The organism is Desulfitobacterium hafniense DCB-2 (assembly GCF_000021925.1).
In the GTDB taxonomy this organism is placed as follows: domain Bacteria; phylum Bacillota; class Desulfitobacteriia; order Desulfitobacteriales; family Desulfitobacteriaceae; genus Desulfitobacterium; species Desulfitobacterium hafniense.
In genome coordinates this window covers 5,189,345-5,206,332 of record NC_011830.1, presented here as the reverse complement: position 1 = coordinate 5,206,332, position 16,988 = coordinate 5,189,345, and the positions used below count along the sequence as shown (strand labels likewise).

Below are 16,988 nucleotides of genomic sequence, written 5' to 3'. Positions count from 1 at the left end.
GCAGCAATGGGTGAAGGACGAGAATTCGGGTAACACTACTGGAGAGGTCTTCCGTTACAGTAGGAGATAAGATTCCCTAGGAAAGGTTGGTATTCGTGGATAACGAGAATAAATCCTCTAATTTTTTACGCAGCATTATCCTTGAGGATTTACGGGAGGGAAAGGTAGAAGAAATCACGACACGGTTTCCCCCCGAGCCCAATGGTTACCTGCATATTGGGCATGCTAAATCCATCTGTTTGAACTTTGGTTTGGCCGACGAATTCAAAGGAAAAACCAATTTGCGGTTTGATGATACGAATCCGGTCAAAGAAGATACTGAATATGTAGAATCCATCAAAGAAGATGTCAAGTGGTTGGGGTTTGACTGGGACAACCTCTTTTTCGCTTCCGATTATTTTGCGGAGATGCATAAGCGAGCCGTTCTGCTGATCGAAAAGGGCAAAGCGTATGTTTGTGATTTATCCGCTGAGGAGATTAGAAAAAGCCGCGGCACCCTGACTGAGGCCGGTAAGGAAAGCCCTTACCGCAACCGCAGCGTGGCCGAGAACCTGGAGCTCTTTGAGAGAATGCGTCAAGGTGAATTTAAGGACGGAGAAAAGGTTCTCCGGGCTAAGATCGATATGGGCTCACCTAACATCAATATGCGGGATCCTGTCCTTTATCGGATTGCCCATGCCACCCACCATAATACAGGGGACACATGGTGCATCTACCCCATGTATGATTATGCCCATCCTTTAGAGGATGCTATCGAAGGGATAACTCACTCTATCTGTACTTTAGAATTTGAAGATCACCGTCCCCTCTATGATTGGGTCGTTCGGGAATGTGAGATGGAACATGTCCCACATCAATATGAATTTGCCCGCTTAAATATGACCAATACGGTGATGAGCAAGCGCAAGCTGAAGCAGCTGGTGGACGAAAAAGTGGTGGATGGTTGGGATGATCCCAGAATGCCCACCATCTCCGGGCTGCGCCGCCGGGGATATACCCCTGAAGCCATCCGCAATTTTGCCCAAGCCATTGGTGTGGCCAGAGCGGACAGTGTGGTGGATTCCAAAATGCTGGAGCACTTTATTCGGGAAGATCTGAAGCTCAAAGTGTCCCGGCCCATGGCGGTCATCCGTCCCTTGAAGGTGGTCATTACCAATTACCCGGAAGGCCAAGTGGAAAGGCTGGATGCCGATCACAATAAAGAGAACCCTGAGATGGGGAAACGCAAGATTCCTTTTTCCAGGGAGATTTACATCGAGCAGGAAGATTTCATGGAGGTCCCGCCGCCGAAGTACCACCGCCTTTACCCGGGCAATGAAGTTCGTTTGATGGATGCCTACTTTATTAAGTGTGAAGAGGTCATCAAGGATGATGAGGGCAAGATCATCGAGATTCGTTGCACCTATGATCCGGAAACAAAAAGCGGCACAGGATTTACCGGCCGCAAGGTCAAGGGGACGATTCATTGGGTGGAAGCCACTCAGGCAGTGCCGGCAGAGTTTCGCCTCTATGAGCCGTTAATTCAGGATGATTATATCAATCCCAATTCTCTGGAAATAAGGCAAGGGTTTGTGGAACCTTATATGAAAGAGGCCAAACCCCAGGATAAATTCCAGTTTCCCCGTCACGGCTACTTTAATGTAGATCCGAACTATACCACCCCGGAAAGCTTAGTGTTGAATTTAATTGTTTCCTTAAAAAGCTCTTTCGTTATATAATTAGTGTATAAAAATAGTCACGATGGTTTATTCGTGACTATTTTTTCTCGTTATAGAGGATCATTACATAATGCTCTAAAAAAGCTTTCCATTGGATTTCAATGATTTCGATGTTCCCTTCATGCTCTTGAAAGAAGGCATTCATTTTCTGCTCCAGCCCTTCCTGACGAAGGGATTGGATAATCTTCACTTTCATGCTTTTTTCCTCCTCTAGGCCAGGGGCCTTTTTCTGTTTTAACTTATGCAATTGGCTTCATTCGCATAGGGTTGTTATTCATTAAGATTATTATTGACATTGACGAGAAAGTCCTGGACATTGGCCACGATGGTGGTGACTTCGAGAGACCCCCGATCTCTCAGCTTATTTAAGGTGAACTCCGCCACATCCACAGCATAGATGTAGACAGGACGCAGCTGCCCATCCCTCTGGGTATAAGCAGGTGTCATATTGCCGGCAGCGATGGTATGGAGCTGGGTGGCCAGGCAGATGAGGGTGGTGGCCTGTTTGGTTTGCCGGCGCATTTCATCCTGAGCTGCGTAGACATTGGCCCATACAGAGGGCAGGGGACCGTCATCACGGATAGAGCCCGCCAGGATCAAAGGGATGTTCTTATTTAATGCGGCAGGGACCACACCTTCACTCAGGTTCTGAGCTTCAATGAGTTTTTCCAGTGACCCGGCTTTTCTGGCCATATTGATGATATCCAAATGATTGTAATGACCGTTAGGCTGAGACTCCTGAGTGTAGATATTTTGCCCTAAAGCAGTACCCAGGATGCCGGCCTCAAGATCATGGGTGGCCATGGCATTGCCGGCCAAAATGGCGTGAACATAGCCTTTTTCGATCAAGGCGGCCAGGGCCACCCGGGAGTCGTAATCAAAAACCACGGCAGGTCCCAGCACCCAGACCACATAACCGTTGTCTTTTTCGTGACGCAGCAGATCATAAAGATGGTTATAATCCTTTGAATAGGCCGTCTCCCGGGAACGGCCGGAGCGAAAGGCAAAAATATCTCTATTGCTGTCCTTGGAAGCAAAACCTTCGGCATAGACATAAATGCCTTCACTGGCATCTTCCGTCCGCCCGATCACCACTTTATGGCCTTTTTTCAGATTGCGGAATTCGATGATTTGCATCGTGCCGTTCTCCATGAGCACGGGAACACCGTCCATGCGGCTTTGGGAAGCAAGGAGCCATTGGCCGTTGATTTTAAAGTATTCGGGATAGATTGACATACCATGGAAATGGTCGGGGGCTACCCCATCCTGAAGGACTTCGACAAGGGTGGCATTGGGAGCACTTGCCAAAGGCTCACCGTCAAAATCAGGCGGATTGAACTGAGGAATCCGGAAGCTCATAGAATCTCTCCTTTACCCTGGTAATTCAAAGTGACATAAGGTTAGTATTTACCTCTTGTCCGTCTTCATACAAGGAGAGGAGGGAGTTCAGGGTGTGAGGAGAAGATTTATGTTGATTCAGGCAGGATGAGCGATGGGCCCAACCTTGCCCTGGGTGATCCTGAGCAGGTCCTGAGACAGAGCAAGGATCTGCAAGCCTCGCGTCCCGGCACTTACGGCAATTTTCTCGTGCTGGAGCATATCTTCCTGAAAATAGACGGGGTATTTTTTTTTAGTTCCTAAAGGAGAGACCCCTCCCCGTATATAACCGGTCAGGGGCTGAACTTCTTTGAGAGGAACCACTTCCATTTTCTTGTTGCCGCTCACTTGGGCGAGGGCTTTAAGGTTCAGCTCATAATGGGCAGGGATGCAGGCGATCAGAATGCCTGTTTTATCTCCTCGGGTTACCAGGGTTTTGTAGATCAATTCAGGAGGCATGTTTACCTTTTGGGCGACGGTAGTGGCGGAAAGATCCGCTTCATCCACCTCATAGGGGATTAATTCATAGGCTATACCGGCTTGATCGAGGATGCGGGCGGCGTTGGTTTTTTGAGCCATAAGAATCACCTTTCCTTCTTAACTCACTATAGGAAATACAGGGAATGCTGTCAAGATTCAGAGAAGAAAAGGGAATACTCATAAAGCAGAGGGTCATAAATAGATTAAGTTTAGATTAAAGAGGGTGTTTGTGTGGAGATGTTATCATGGGAATTATGGCTCGCCATGAGTGGAATTACGTTCTTTGCCACCTTTATTCAGGTTTTGACAGGGTTTGGGTTCGGGCTGGTGGCGGTACCTCTGCTCCTTTTTGTTTTGCCCAGCCAACAAGCTCTTTTGGCGGGAATGATTTTATCCATGATGGGTTCCTCGGTGCAGGGGTTCCAAATGCGGCGCTTAGTCCGCCGGGATTTAGTCCTCCGGCTTTTGCTTATAGGGATTCCCGGATTGGCCCTGGGTGTTGTCCTGAGTGGGTATATGAATGAACTGTACATAAAAGGGATGGTGGGAATTATCCTTATCGGCTATGTTGCCTATCAATGGGTGCAACTCAAAAGCAGTGCCCTTGAGAAGAAAGTTCCTGAGGAAGGGGATATCAATGCATCCTCCAAGGGATTTGTCATGGTTGCTTTTTCTTCAGGTTTGCTCAACGGCCTGGCGGCCATTCCCGGTCCCCCTGTTGTCGCGCTGCTCATCAAGCATCTGACCAAGGACGTCTTCCAGGCAACCACCGTTACCTTTTTCTTTTTTCAATACGCTATGACCAGCGCTTTAAAAATTCTTGTGTTTCGGGAAAGCTTCACCCTTCCCTTTGGCATCACCCTCGTCAGTATGATTTTGGCGGTTGTCCTTGGCTATGTGGCCGGTCAGCCTTTTAGAAAGAAAATCAACGAAGCTCAATTCAAGAAACTGGTCTATGGATTGCTTTTCATCATCGGCGTGACTTCCCTTACTGAGCCGCTGAAGGGACTGTTTTTTTGACATGATTTTGGTCGATTCCGGGTACTCTAAAGACAGAATAACAGGACCATGATTTGGTCAGGACAAAAGGAGGAATCCCGGATGAACGACCAGAAGAATACCGGCAAAGAGCTGAAACGGCAATTATGGGAGCCGGCAGGTGTGATCAGCCAGACCCAAGAGTCCGGCTCAAAGGCCATGGATTATGGCGGGCAGCCCAAAGACAGCAGCAAAGGCGGTCAGATTACTTTAGAGGTGGAGGATGTTTTTCATAATCGGGGGGTTATGGAAAATCTGCAGAATGAGAAAAAATAAAGGCAGGGCAATGTATACAGAAGCAATGTATTGACAAGGGTAACATCTTGTTCCATAATGTATAGATAATTCATAGAGTGAATGATAGAGGCGCAGTGTATTAAGAGTAATTATCCCGAGCGGGTCAGGCTAGGACGGATAAGGAAAGGAATCGCTGCCGAAGCAAAGGCCCAGGACAAAGGGTCTTAGCTGGTCTTCCATTGAAAAAATGTAAGACTGTCACCGGGACTCCGGTGGAGTGCTATCTCGTGAAGTTTGAGGCTTAAGCTGATTTTGCCTTAAAAAACGGTTGCGAGGGTACTCGCAGCCGTTTTTTTCACTGTCAGAAAGTATACCTTTGCTGCATACTTTCCTTCAGCATAAGTGCAACCAACGACTTCGCCTTTTTGGATGCGTGATTAAAAGGCACAGCGAAGCCGGGTTTTCTTTAGCAACCAAACTTTAAAATCTCTAGCGGTGGGTAGTCTATAGTATATAGGGGAGGATCAGAATATGGCAGTAAAAAACTTACCTTTTAATCAAGAGCAGTTGCAGAAGATCATGGAGGACTATGGTACCCCTTTTCATATTTATGATGAGGAAGCCATTCGCAAAAACGCCCAAAGACTGCAGGCAGCATTTGCCTGGGCGCCGGGGTTTAAGGAGTATTTTGCCGTCAAAGCTCTTCCTAATCCCTATATTCTGAAGATCCTGGGGGAAGAGGGTTTCGGAGCCGACTGCAGTTCTTTGGCGGAACTGATCCTGGCGGAAAAAGCGGGGATCACCGAGGAGAACATTATGCTTACCTCCAACAATACCCCTGCTGAGGAATTTCAAAAAGCAAAGGATTTATGGGCGATCATCAATTTAGATGATATTACCCATATTGATTATCTGGAAAAGCATACCGGCCTGCCGGAGGTGCTCTCCTTCCGCTATAATCCCGGTTCGCTGCGGGCGGGGAATGCCATTATCGGCAACCCCGAAGAATCCAAATATGGTTTGACCAAGGAACAGTTATTCCAGGCTTACGAGATCGTTCGTGACAAAGGGGTGAAGCGTTTCGGACTCCATACTATGATCATCTCCAATGAACTGAACCCGGATTTCTTCATCGAGACAGCAGAGATGATGTTTGATCTGGCCATAGAGCTGAAAGAAAAACTGGGAATCCGCCTGGAATTTGTGAATTTTGGCGGCGGAATCGGCATCCCCTACCGTCCGGAACAAGAGCCGGTCAATCTGGAAACTATCGGAGAAGGTGTCCGCAAAGTTTACGAAGAGAAGATCGTCGCCAAAGGCTTAGATCCCCTGCGCATCTGCCTGGAATGCGGCCGCATGATAACGGGACCTTACGGCTATTTGGTGACCAAAGTCCTTCATCGCAAGGATACGTATAAAAATTATATCGGTGTCGATGCCAGCATGTCCGATCTGATGCGCCCGGGAATCTACGGCGCCTATCACCATATCACCGTCATGGGTAAGGAAGACCTGCCTGAGGACCACATCTATGATGTGACCGGAAGCTTATGTGAGAACAACGATAAATTTGCCGTGGACCGGGAACTGCCCAGAATCGAGATCGGGGATACTCTGGTGATTCATGATACAGGTGCTCACGGGCATGCCATGGGCTTCAACTACAATGGCAAGCTGCGTCATGCTGAGTTATTGCTGCAGGCTGATGGCAGTGTGAAGCTGATCCGCCGGGCGGAAACACTGGAGGATTATTTTGCCACCTTGGATTTCAGTGAGCTATAGTTCTTAGGTGGGAAGGTAATAGTGCTCCAGCTGAAAGCAAAAAGTCTATTGTATTGAATTAATAGAGTAAGACCGGGGCTGGTGGTGCTCCGGTCTTTTTTAGCATGTGTGAAGGTATGAGTGCGGAGTAAAGATACCCTACTCCACTTTTTGAATGGATAGATATTGATAGCCTTCTTCAGTAAATCGAATAGTATAGGCTTTAGTATAGAAAACCTCTGTATATTGATCATCATAATAATCGACGGTCAGCTTCAGGGTATCATCACTGAGCTGTTCTTTGGCAGCTAATTTCGGGAAACGTTCCCCGCCGAATCCTCCCAGTCCACCGATGACAATCTCCTTGGTCTGCGGCTGGTAGACATCGTGCTGAGGAGGGGAGGCTTCGGCAAAATAGGGGATTAATTGAGCGGGGTCGAAATGGTAGCCGTCAAAATAGCGATCTAATACAGCTTCGATGTCGGCTATCGGCACATGGTATTTATCATCGGTTTTATTATACCATTGTTCCTGAATGTTCTCTTCGCTCGAATTGGTTATGTAGCAAAAAAAACTGTATAAGGTTTCTGAAGGAATATCTTTGGCCTGGGCAAACAGCAAATTATCGGCCAACACGAGGTCGATGCCGGCGCAGTAGTTGTCAACCAGTTCTTCATCAGACAGTTTTAAAGCCTGTTCCAGTGGTTGGGTCATGGACGGAGCACTGGGGAGATTAGCTTCGGCTTCGGGTAGAGCCTCTTTGGCGCACCCTGACATGAGGCTGGCTGCAACCAGCATGATGAAGAAAACATAGCTCATTTTTCTCATTTTCTTATCCCTCCAAAAATATTTTTAATGGGTTGAGGTTATAATTATGCTTATTCACTCAGTAGATGAAGTTGAGACAATGCCACTTATATCCATTATACTCTAACGCATTAACAAATATAAAAAGCATTAAGCTATATTTTACCACATTTAAAGATTAAGCCCTTTTAGCTGAATATTTCAACCTAAGTTGACCCAAAAGGTAATTTAAAAGACCTGTGCTCCAGGCGTTTATAACGCAAGAGCACAGGCCTTTTTAGCGGGGGCTTAATACTCGTTACTTAACAGGAAATCCGCCAGGTGAACAAATTTTACGCCATTGATATTGCCTGCGGCGAATTCGTCCAGTGTGACAACATACTTGGGATAATGATCCTTTATTTCGAGAAGATTTGCCAACTCTCTGTCCGACTCCTCCGGCAGCCGGCGGCACACCTGGATATAAATGCGCTCATCCCGCCGCACCGCAACGAAATCCACTTCTTTTGTTGCGTTTTTACCGATATAGACCTTGTAGCCTCTTCTTTGCAGTTCAAAGTAAACCATGTTTTCCAGCATTGCGGCTATGGATTTCGGGTTGAATCCCATGATGCAGTATTTGAGGGAGGTATCCGCAAGATAGAATTTTTCCTGGGTTTTTAATACAGACTTGCCCTGCAAATCATAGCGCTGGCAGCGATAGATGACAAAAGCCTTTTCCAGCCACTGCAGATAGTTATATACGGTTTCAACGGATAGAGCACGCCCCTCGCTTTTCAGGAACTTGACGATGGCATTTGCGGAAAAGGTTTTGCCGACATTCTCAAGGATATAGTTTACAACACGGCTGAACAAATCGAAGTTCGTGATGTTGTGCCGTTTGGTGATGTCGTTTGTGATCACGGAATGGTAGATGCCTTCCACGATCTGATAGGCGGAGGACTCATCAAAGCTGCCGGCAGCCACAATCGGAAAGCCCCCCAGGCGCAAGTACTCGTTCAAAAGCTCTTTTTTCGCTAACATGCTTTCTTTCTTGAATTCCAGATATTCGGCGAAGGAAAGGGTAAACACCGGGATAGAGATATATCTGCCTGTCAAATAGGTGGATATTTCGCTTGACATCAGTTTTGAATTTGAGCCGGTAACATAGATGTCCGTCTGGAAATCTTCAAGCAGGCTGTTGATGGCTTTTTCCCACCCTGCTATCTCCTGCACCTCATCAAGCAAAAGATAATAGCGCTCTTTGTCATTCATTTGTTCTTTTATATCGTTATACATCTGCTTATCGGTCAGGCCGTCATCAAAATCCTCCGATGTATAGCGCATGCTGATGATATGATCTGCAGGGACGCCGTTTTTCAAAAGGTCGTCCCGCAACATGGCCAGGATGGTGGATTTGCCGCAACGGCGAATTCCCGCAAGTATCTTGACAAGCGGAACGTCTCGGTATTCTTTCAGCGTGTTCATATAGAGCGGTCTAAGGATCATAACATCGCCTCCTCTATGAATAGTATAGCCAAAAACTCTGGAGTAATCGATAGTTTTTATTTTAATTACCTAAAAACTTTAATTTTATCCAGGCTTTTTCGGCAGTTATTTTTGAAAAGGCGTGCCTGTTCCGGCAGTATCGCGGGCTCAGAGGCTGTGGCGGCTCTTACCTGCCGGATGCAAGGGAAAAATCGCCACCTATCAGATAAGATGACGGTCATTACAGGTTTTAAGGTTTTTTTCGCCCGGTCTCAGTTAAGAATTTGACATGTTCTTTTCTGAATAAGTCCGCACAATCCGCGATACCTTGCTTTGGCTGATTTTTAAAATGCTGGCAACTTTATAGGAGCTCCTTAATTCTTCATATAACTCCAGAATGGTTTCTCTTTCTTTAATCTTGAAGGAATACTCAGTGAATTCATCCCTTAATTCTTTGTTAAGTGCCGTCTTCATTAGAGCGGAAGGACTTTTTTCAGTATCTTCAGGCATAGCAGCATGTTTGGGTAGCGGTAAATGCTTAGGGAGAATGCAATTTTCTGAAACGGTAATCACCAAGCGTTCAACCAAATGTTCAATTTCCCGAACATTTCCAGGCCATTGGTAATTTTGTAAAACAGCCAGGCATTCCTCGCTGAAATAATGGGATGTAGAATATTTGATGTCAAATTTATTTAGAAAATAGTGCAATAAAAGAACAATATCGTCACTTCGCTCGCGCACAGGAGGAATCTCAATTTCAATAACATTTAGCCGATAGTAGAGGTCTAATCTGAATCGGCCCTGTTCAATCAACTTCGGTAAATTACAGTTCGTCGCGCTGATAATGCGAATATCGACTTGCCTGGATTCCGTTCCTCCTATGGGTATAAAGGTATGGTCCTGGACAAGTTGTAAAAGCTTTGCTTGAAGGGATAGAGGAATTTCCCCGATTTCATCCAAAAAGAGAGTTCCTTTATGGGCGAGCTCGATCAGTCCTGGCTTTCCTGAACGTTCAGCTCCTGTAAAAGCCCCTTTTGTATAGCCGAATAGTTCAGACTCCAGCAGTTGTTCCGGAATAGCTGCGCAATTTATGCAGATATAGGGTTCGTGCCTGCGGTTGCTCATGGTGTGAATTTGTTTGGCGAGCAGATTCTTTCCTGTTCCTGATTCCCCTAAGATTAAAATAGTGGTGTCAAAGGGAGCTATTCTTTGGGCAGTGTGCATAAATTCTCTCATTTTTTCACTTTGGAAGACTAATCCATCCTGGTTCGAAAGCTCTTTTTGACGTAATTGTTGAATTTGAGTTTTGTAATACTCCTTTGTTTTTTCTAAATCCTGCCGCAATTGCTCTATTTCCGTAATATTGCGACTATTCATGACGATAAAATCCAGTTCATTTTTTTCATCAAATACCGGGATAGCGGTCACGAGCAGTTTCCTGCCGGATTTGGTTTCCTGCTCAAGGGTGACGGCTTTTCTGGTTTTAAAGACCAGCGGGGCAATGGCCGGGGTATAATACCCTTCACTGACTAAATAATGTACCGTTTTGCCAATGACGTCCGATGGCTTTAAGTCATAATTTTTCTGACAGGCTTCGTTAACATAGATCACAATACCGTGTTTATTGACGACAAAGATTTCATCAAAAGAATTTTCAAGAATTTTTATCAGTTTGCTTTTGTCTAAATCAAAATCGCTATGTACTCTATGTTCGATGATAAGGCTCATCCTCCTTTCCTTTGTGATTAAGTTCTCTTGACTTAATTTGAGTTTGAATGAATTGTTAAAATAAGTCAAGAAGTTATTATTACTGGCCAGTATACACAAAAGTTATGGCGAGAAATGGAAATGGGTACAGTGGCCGGAGCAATCCGGACAGGGAGTGGCGAATATCCCCGATTTGGCAAGTTGGCATGATTTTTGCTATATATAATCGATAGCGGAACATATTGAATTCCGGGAATATTTTGAAAGGGAGTTTTGAAAATGAGTGATTTTGCCCAATTGGCCCAACTTGTTTTCCAGGGAAATGCCGCTTCGGTGAAGGAGAAGACTCAGAGCATGCTCGATCATGGTGCCGATCCTTTTGCGATCATATCGGATGGCCTTTTAGCGGGTATGGATATTGTGTCTCCTAAATTCAAGGCGGGAGAGATGTATGTACCTGAAGTTATGATGTGTGCCCGCGCTCTGGGTGAAGGGATGAAGTTAGTAAAACCCTTGATCGCGGGGAAAGAAACGGCGGTATCTAAAACCATCGTTATCGGAACAGTAGCAGGAGACTTGCATGATATTGGCAAAAATTTGGTTGTCATGATTTTAGAAAGCGGCGGCTTTAATGTGGTCGATCTGGGTGTCGATGTATCACCTGCTAAATTTGTTGAAGCCATTCAAGAGCACAACGCTCAAGTAGTCGGTTTATCCGCCCTGCTGACAACGACTATGTTGAACATGAAAGGGACTATCGATCTGATTGCTGAAGCGGGACTTCGTGATCGGGTTAAGGTGATGATCGGCGGCGCACCTGTTTCACAAAATTTCGCGGATGAAATCGGAGCGGATGGGTACTGTGCAGATGCTATGGCCGCCAAAGATATGGCCAAAGGATTTTTGAATTAATAGAGAGAGGAGGTATGGTGTGTTAATTGTTGGTGAATTGATCAATACCAGCCGCAAGGCCATTAACGAAGCAGTAGAAAAAAGAGATAAGGCCTATATCCAAAAAATTGCTAAGGAACAGGCAGAATCCGGTGCCAATTACATTGATGTGAACTGCGGCACGATGGTCTATAACGAAGTTGAAATAATGGAGTGGCTTGTCAATGCAATCCAGGAGGTTGTGGAAGCGCCCCTTTGTATTGACAGTCCTGACCCGAAAGCTCTGGAGGCGGGCTTATCCCTTTGCAAGTTCGGACAGCCGATGATTAACTCGATTACAGATGAGAAGGAGCGGGTTGCAGCGGTTCTCCCTCTTGCCCAGAAATACAAAGCCAAATTAGTCGCTTTGTGTATGGATGATACAGGCATGCCGGAAACAACCGAGGATCGGATGCGGGTGGTGGAAAGCCTGTATGGGAAGTTGAAAGAAAGTGGGATACCGGATCAGGATATCTATTTCGATCCTTTGGTAAAACCCATCAGTACGGTAAATACCGCCGGAGAGGAAGTTCTGGGAACGATTAAAGCCATAAAAGCCCACTATCCTGATGTTCACTTTATGTGCGGCTTGAGCAATGTTTCTTTTGGTCTTCCTAACCGCAAAGTGCTTAATCGCCTGTTTGTCGTGCAAACCATGACCTTAGGTATGGATGGCTACATCCTGAATCCAACGGACAAGGGAATGATGGGGACGATTGCAGCAGCTCAGGCTTTATTGGGACAGGATGATTATTGCATGAACTACCTGACGGCCCATCGCAATGGGCTGTATGAAGGCAGTTAAGCTATAGCATCGAATGGAGGGAAGGAATGGCACTTAAATCAAAATTGGAAGTACTGTCTCAGGAAGATCTGGTGCGGGTCCATGAGGCCTCATTAAAGATCCTCAGAGAGACAGGGGTGGTTTTGCTTAATGAGGAAGCCTTAGATATTTTCCGAACCCACGGTGCCAAAATAGAAAACAAAACAGTATTCATTACCGAAGCAATGGTGGATAAGGCCCTGGAAACCGCACCAAAAAGCTTTAGAATGCAGGCCAGAAATGATCGCCATTCAGTTACAGTGGGCGAAGGGATGCTGGTGCAGCCTAATGTCGGGCCGGTTTATATTCAGGATTTGGATCAGGGACGGCGTAAGGCAACTTTGGAGGATTACGCTAATATTCAAAAACTCTGCCAGGCCAGCCCTGTGGTTGATCTTGTCGGCTCAATTCCGGTTGATCCCAGCGATGTGGCGCCCAAAGACAAGTATCATGCCATGATGTATGAAATTTTGAAAAACACGGATAAACCGAATATCGGGTTTTGTGCGAATGCTCAAGAGGTTCGTGAGCAATTGGATCTGATCGAAATAGCAGTAGGCGGTAATCTTGCTGATAAGCACTATACCTCTGTGCTGGTCAATCCCCTCAGTCCTTTGGGGTATGGGACGGAGACCCTGGAAACGATGATCGAGTATGTGAAGCGGAATCAGGTTTTGCTCTTAGCACCCTGTATTATCGCGGGGGTGAGCGGCCCCATAACCCTGCTGGGCACGGCTGTTCTGCAAAATGTCGAGATTCTCGCCGGTTTGGTATTGGCCCAGTTGATCAACCCCGGAGTGCCTGTCGTTTATTCCGTGGCCTCCACCACAGGCTATATGAAGGCGGCAACCTATGCTGCCGGGGCACCTGAAGCCATGCTGATCAATACGGCCAGTTTGCAGATGGGGCTGGACTATTACCATTTGCCGACCAGAACGATGGCGGGCATTACCCATGCCAAGGTATTGGATTGCCAGGCCGGTTATGAGACCATGCAAAGCTTGATGCTGGGGATGCTCAGCGGGGCCCATATGACAGTGCAAAGCCTGGGCGTCTTGGATGCCATCATGGCCACATCTTATGAAAAATTTGTCATTGATGAAGAGATGATCAGCCGGGTCAGGCGGGTCAAAGCTGGAATCGATACGTCGGATGCTGCTTTGGCAGTGGATATTATTCAAAGTGTCGGACATTCGGGAAATTATTTGGTTGAAATGAGTACATTTGAACATTTCCGCTCCCTTTGGACCCCGGCTTTGGCAGACTGGGAATCCTACGCGGATTGGGAAAATGCCGGGTCGGAGGATATTGGCATGAGAGCTAACCGCAAATTTAAAGAAATTTTGCGGAATGCTCCTGAGACGTTCCTCGATCCGGAAACGGATAAAATGCTTAAGTCCTATATTCAAAAAGTTAGACGTTAATAATTTAAGGAGGTGGCCAGGTTGAGATCAATGGTTCAGGCGGGCGTTGCCCGGGTGGAAGGCTTTGGGCTTGCCGGATTTTCCGATGAAGAACTCTATGCCATCCACACGAGTACCCTTGAAGTTTTGGAGTATACAGGACTAAAAATCGAAAGCCAGGAAGCCTTGGAGATTTTCTCTGAAGGCGGCGCCAGAGTTGATTTTAAAACGAAGGTAGTAAAGATTCCCCAATATTTAGTGGAGGATGCCATACAATCAGCCCCCAGCACCCTTGTGCTGGCGGGGAGAAATCCCAAAAATGATATTGTTTTGGGAGGCAAACGGGTTGGGTTTATCAACTTTGGTGAAGGTGTTTCCATCATTGATCCCTACACGAAAGAGTATAGGAAAACCACAAGGCGGGATGTGGCCAATATCACCCGTTTCTGTGATGCCATGGATCAGATGGATGCGGTGCTGAGACCGGTGGCGCCACAGGATATTCATCCCAGTGTGGCGGTTGTGCATAATGCAGAAGTCATTTTTAATAACACTTCCAAACATGTGTTTATAGGTGTTGAAGGCGGGCGCAATTTTAAGAAGGTTTTAAAGATGGCGGCGGCCGTCGCCGGTGGCGAGGATAAGCTGCGGGAACGGCCCCTTTTCTCCTGCAATATTTGTCCAACCAGTCCCCTGCAGATAGTTAATCATGCTTCTGAGGTCATTATCGAAGGCGCGCGGGCAGGTATTCCGGTCAATATGTTATCGATGGGAATGTCCGGAGCGACGTCTGCCATCACTTTGGCGGGAACCTTGGTTACTCATAATTGTGAGGTGCTGGGGGCCATCGTGCTCAGCCAGCTGACCAGCAAGGGGGCACCTGTTCTCTACGGCAGTTCCACAACGATTATGGATATGAAAAATATGACTGCGCCGGTGGGTTCCCCTGAACTGGGCATGATCAATGCCGGAGTGGCGAAACTGGCCCAATATTATAATTTGCCCAGCTGGGTTGCCGGTGGATAGGTAGACAGCAAGATTCCCGATGCCCAGGCAAGTCATGAATTTACTCTGACTGGGTTCTTAACCGCCTTAGCCGGTGCCAATCTGATTTATGGCGCCGGTATGCTGGAACTCGGCATCACCTTTGATTATGCTCAAATGCTGATGGATAATGAGATGGCCAGGATGATTAAAAAGGCGGTCGGTGGGATCAGTGTTACGGACGAGACCCTCGCAGTGGATGTTATCAAGTCGGTAGGTACCGCTGGCAACTTCATTAGCGAAGATCATACCTATGCCCATATGAGAACACAGTCCCAGAGCAAGCTCGTAGACCGGTCGATGAGGGAGAATTGGCTGGCTGCCGGGGCCAAAGACTTCACCCAAAGGGCCTATGAGGAGGCCATCTCCATACTGGAGAATTATACCCCTGAGCCTCTGCCGGAAAAGATAGCGGCCACGCTGCGCTCGATCGTGGAGGAGACTGAGGATGAATATGGAGTTGCCAGATCATTGATATAATGATTGCTTAACAATGAACCACTAAAGGAACAGGGCTTCCTTTAGTGGTTCATTAGGAAAACTTTTAATAAGTATTCGGTATTTATAGGCCATATAAATATGAGTAATTTTACAACGGATCGGCCATGGGATATACTTTGCTCATAGAATAATTATATTTAAACATAGGATATTTTGATTATATACTCAACTTTCGCAGCGCGAAAATCTGTTCAAACTCAGTCTACTACTGGATTAGGCTAAAAATATTTTGTTCATTGACAGAAAAACACCTTTCGAATTGGTAAAATGGAAGTGACCAAACAACCATAATTTCCAAAACAGAAAGGTGCGTATCTCCATGTTACAACACAACTCTCTGCCTGAACAGCATCAAAATCAGCTTTCTTTAATTTTTTCTTCCCTTAAGCTTAGTCAGCTGCTTCGAGCCGCTGGGATCCGCAAGTCCTATGGGGTTTCAAGCTTCGTTGTCTTCCAAATCATTTTCCAACTCGTTTTTCAAGGTCGAAATCTGTTTCGGCTGTTAGAAGGAAGCCGGGCAGAATCTCTTCCAGGTAAAGATGTTGTTTATCGGTTTCTCAATGACTCTCGGTATAACTGGAGGCGTTTTTACCAGTTACTCAGCCTCAAGATGGTCGGACGCTTTGAAAAGCTCACCTCTGCGCAGCGTATCCGTGTTTTTATCGTAGATGATTCTGTAATGGAGCGCGAACGAAGCAAGAAAGTTGAACTCTTAGCCCGAGTGTTTGACCATGTTTCGGGCCGCTTTGTTCGCGGTTACACCTTACTAACCTTGGGCTGGTCTGACGGGTTCAGCTTCGCACCCCTTGATTTTACATTGATGAGTTCTGCAAAAGCTAAAAATCGTCTTTGTGAAATGAGAGAGGACTTAGACAAACGCTCCGTAGGCTATAAGCGTCGCCTGGAAGCGATGAGCCCTAAACCGGACACCGTGGTTCAAATGCTTGAACGAGCTCTCAAAGCCGGATTCTCAGCGGATTACGTCCTAATGGATAGTTGGTTTACCCATGCTCCACTTTTGCAAAAGCTAAGGGATAAGGAGCTTCACGTTATTGGAATGGTTAAAGAACTTAAGCAGCGTTATCTCTTTGAAGGAAAATCACTCAGTTTACGAGAGCTCTACGCGAGAGTCCCAAAGAACCCGAAAGCAGAAATACTGGGTTCAGTGCGTGTTCATACCCCTTCAGGCTTAGCTTTAAAAGTTGTTTTCGTCCAGAATCGAAACAACCGAAGAGAGTGGTTAGCGATCTTAACCACCGATCTTTCCTTAGAAACTACTGAAGTCGTAAGAATTTACGGGATGCGTTGGAGTATCGAAACGTTTTTCAAAATGGCCAAATCGCATTTGAAGCTAGGAACTGAATTTCAGGGCCGATCCTTCGATATGATGGTTAGTCACACAACCATAGTCTTTACCCGTTACCTCATCCTGGAGTGGGAACGAAGAGAAAACAATGATGAACGCTCTCTTGGGGGACTCTTTTATCTTTTTGCTGATGAGGTTATGGATTTAGACTTGAAAACAGCACTACGTCAGTTAATGACGTTTGTTCTTAATCTACTACCCAATAAACCAGAGAATAACGAATCACTCAGTCAATTACAAAAGTGGATTGCTGCATTACCCAGTTATATCAAGGCTCTATTCCCTCAACTGGGGTGCGAAAGTTGAGTTATATATTTAAGAAGGGAAGG

General features: G+C 46.2%; 14 protein-coding genes, 1 pseudogene and 1 riboswitch. Of the genes and pseudogenes, 9 read left to right on the top strand and 6 right to left on the bottom strand.

All coding sequences use genetic code 11. The features are described from left to right. Positions 1-95 precede the first annotated feature (95 nt). The gene (locus tag DHAF_RS24320) at positions 96-1,718 is read left to right on the top strand and encodes a glutamine--tRNA ligase/YqeY domain fusion protein (protein WP_015945515.1); all 1,623 of its coding nucleotides are present in this window, start codon (positions 96-98) and stop codon (positions 1,716-1,718) included. Between the two features lie 37 nt (positions 1,719-1,755). Here the strand turns inward: DHAF_RS24320 and DHAF_RS26240 are convergent, their stop codons facing one another. The 3 genes from DHAF_RS26240 to ybaK form a co-directional block, all read right to left on the bottom strand. Further along, positions 1,756-1,914 (bottom strand): hypothetical protein, encoded by a 159-nt coding sequence (locus tag DHAF_RS26240; protein ID WP_015945514.1) that lies wholly within the window; start codon positions 1,912-1,914, stop codon positions 1,756-1,758. A 74-nt stretch (positions 1,915-1,988) separates the two neighbouring features. Next, positions 1,989-3,077, bottom strand: coding sequence for a putative NPN-dependent ornithine cyclodeaminase (locus DHAF_RS24315; protein ID WP_011462288.1), 1,089 nt, complete (start codon positions 3,075-3,077; stop codon positions 1,989-1,991). A gap of 117 nt (positions 3,078-3,194) precedes the next feature. Next, positions 3,195-3,674 (bottom strand): Cys-tRNA(Pro) deacylase, encoded by a 480-nt coding sequence (ybaK, locus tag DHAF_RS24310; RefSeq protein ID WP_005815307.1) that lies wholly within the window; start codon positions 3,672-3,674, stop codon positions 3,195-3,197. 132 nt (positions 3,675-3,806) lie between these two features. Between ybaK and DHAF_RS24305 the strand changes: the two genes are divergently transcribed. The 3 genes from DHAF_RS24305 (at position 3,807) to lysA (ending at position 6,632) form a co-directional block, all read left to right on the top strand. Further along, the gene (locus tag DHAF_RS24305) at positions 3,807-4,595 is read left to right on the top strand and encodes a sulfite exporter TauE/SafE family protein (RefSeq protein ID WP_015945512.1); all 789 of its coding nucleotides are present in this window, start codon (positions 3,807-3,809) and stop codon (positions 4,593-4,595) included. An 81-nt stretch (positions 4,596-4,676) separates the two neighbouring features. Beyond that, the gene (locus DHAF_RS24300; RefSeq protein ID WP_015945511.1) at positions 4,677-4,889 is read left to right on the top strand and encodes a hypothetical protein; all 213 of its coding nucleotides are present in this window, start codon (positions 4,677-4,679) and stop codon (positions 4,887-4,889) included. A gap of 77 nt (positions 4,890-4,966) precedes the next feature. After that, a riboswitch (Lysine riboswitch) is annotated at positions 4,967-5,141 on the top strand. A 240-nt stretch (positions 5,142-5,381) separates the two neighbouring features. Continuing rightward, entirely contained in the window at positions 5,382-6,632 is a 1,251-nt protein-coding gene (lysA, locus tag DHAF_RS24295) for a diaminopimelate decarboxylase (RefSeq protein ID WP_011462285.1), read from the top strand. Positions 6,633-6,770: 138 nt separating this feature from the next. On the opposite strand, the gene DHAF_RS24290 is transcribed toward lysA, so the two are convergent. The 3 genes from DHAF_RS24290 to DHAF_RS24280 form a co-directional block, all read right to left on the bottom strand. Continuing rightward, on the bottom strand, positions 6,771-7,439 hold the full coding sequence (locus DHAF_RS24290) for a hypothetical protein (protein ID WP_011462284.1): 669 nt from the start codon (positions 7,437-7,439) through the stop codon (positions 6,771-6,773). Between the two features lie 267 nt (positions 7,440-7,706). Further along, on the bottom strand, positions 7,707-8,906 hold the full coding sequence (locus DHAF_RS24285) for an ATP-binding protein (RefSeq protein ID WP_011462283.1): 1,200 nt from the start codon (positions 8,904-8,906) through the stop codon (positions 7,707-7,709). Positions 8,907-9,161: 255 nt separating this feature from the next. Beyond that, positions 9,162-10,613 carry a sigma-54 interaction domain-containing protein gene (locus tag DHAF_RS24280; RefSeq protein WP_011462282.1) on the bottom strand — a complete coding sequence of 484 codons (1,452 nt, stop codon included), beginning with the start codon at positions 10,611-10,613 and terminating at the stop codon, positions 9,162-9,164. 258 nt (positions 10,614-10,871) lie between these two features. On the opposite strand from DHAF_RS24280, the gene DHAF_RS24275 reads away from it, so the two are divergent. The 5 genes and pseudogenes from DHAF_RS24275 to DHAF_RS24250 all read left to right on the top strand — a co-directional run bounded on the left by DHAF_RS24275 (position 10,872) and on the right by DHAF_RS24250 (position 16,965). After that, a complete protein-coding gene (locus DHAF_RS24275) occupies positions 10,872-11,504 on the top strand; it encodes a corrinoid protein (protein ID WP_005815322.1) in 633 nt (210 codons plus the stop codon). A gap of 19 nt (positions 11,505-11,523) precedes the next feature. After that, positions 11,524-12,327 carry a methyltetrahydrofolate cobalamin methyltransferase gene (locus DHAF_RS24270; RefSeq protein WP_011462280.1) on the top strand — a complete coding sequence of 268 codons (804 nt, stop codon included), beginning with the start codon at positions 11,524-11,526 and terminating at the stop codon, positions 12,325-12,327. Positions 12,328-12,353: 26 nt separating this feature from the next. Next, complete coding sequence (locus DHAF_RS24265; RefSeq protein ID WP_011462279.1) at positions 12,354-13,769, top strand: trimethylamine methyltransferase family protein; 1,416 nt, start codon at positions 12,354-12,356, stop codon at positions 13,767-13,769. 30 nt (positions 13,770-13,799) lie between these two features. Next, a pseudogene (mttB, locus tag DHAF_RS26515) lies at positions 13,800-15,272 on the top strand ([trimethylamine--corrinoid protein] Co-methyltransferase). A gap of 340 nt (positions 15,273-15,612) precedes the next feature. After that, positions 15,613-16,965, top strand: a complete 1,353-nt coding sequence (locus DHAF_RS24250) for an IS4-like element ISDha5 family transposase (RefSeq protein ID WP_005808317.1) — start codon at positions 15,613-15,615, stop codon at positions 16,963-16,965. Positions 16,966-16,988 lie beyond the last annotated feature (23 nt).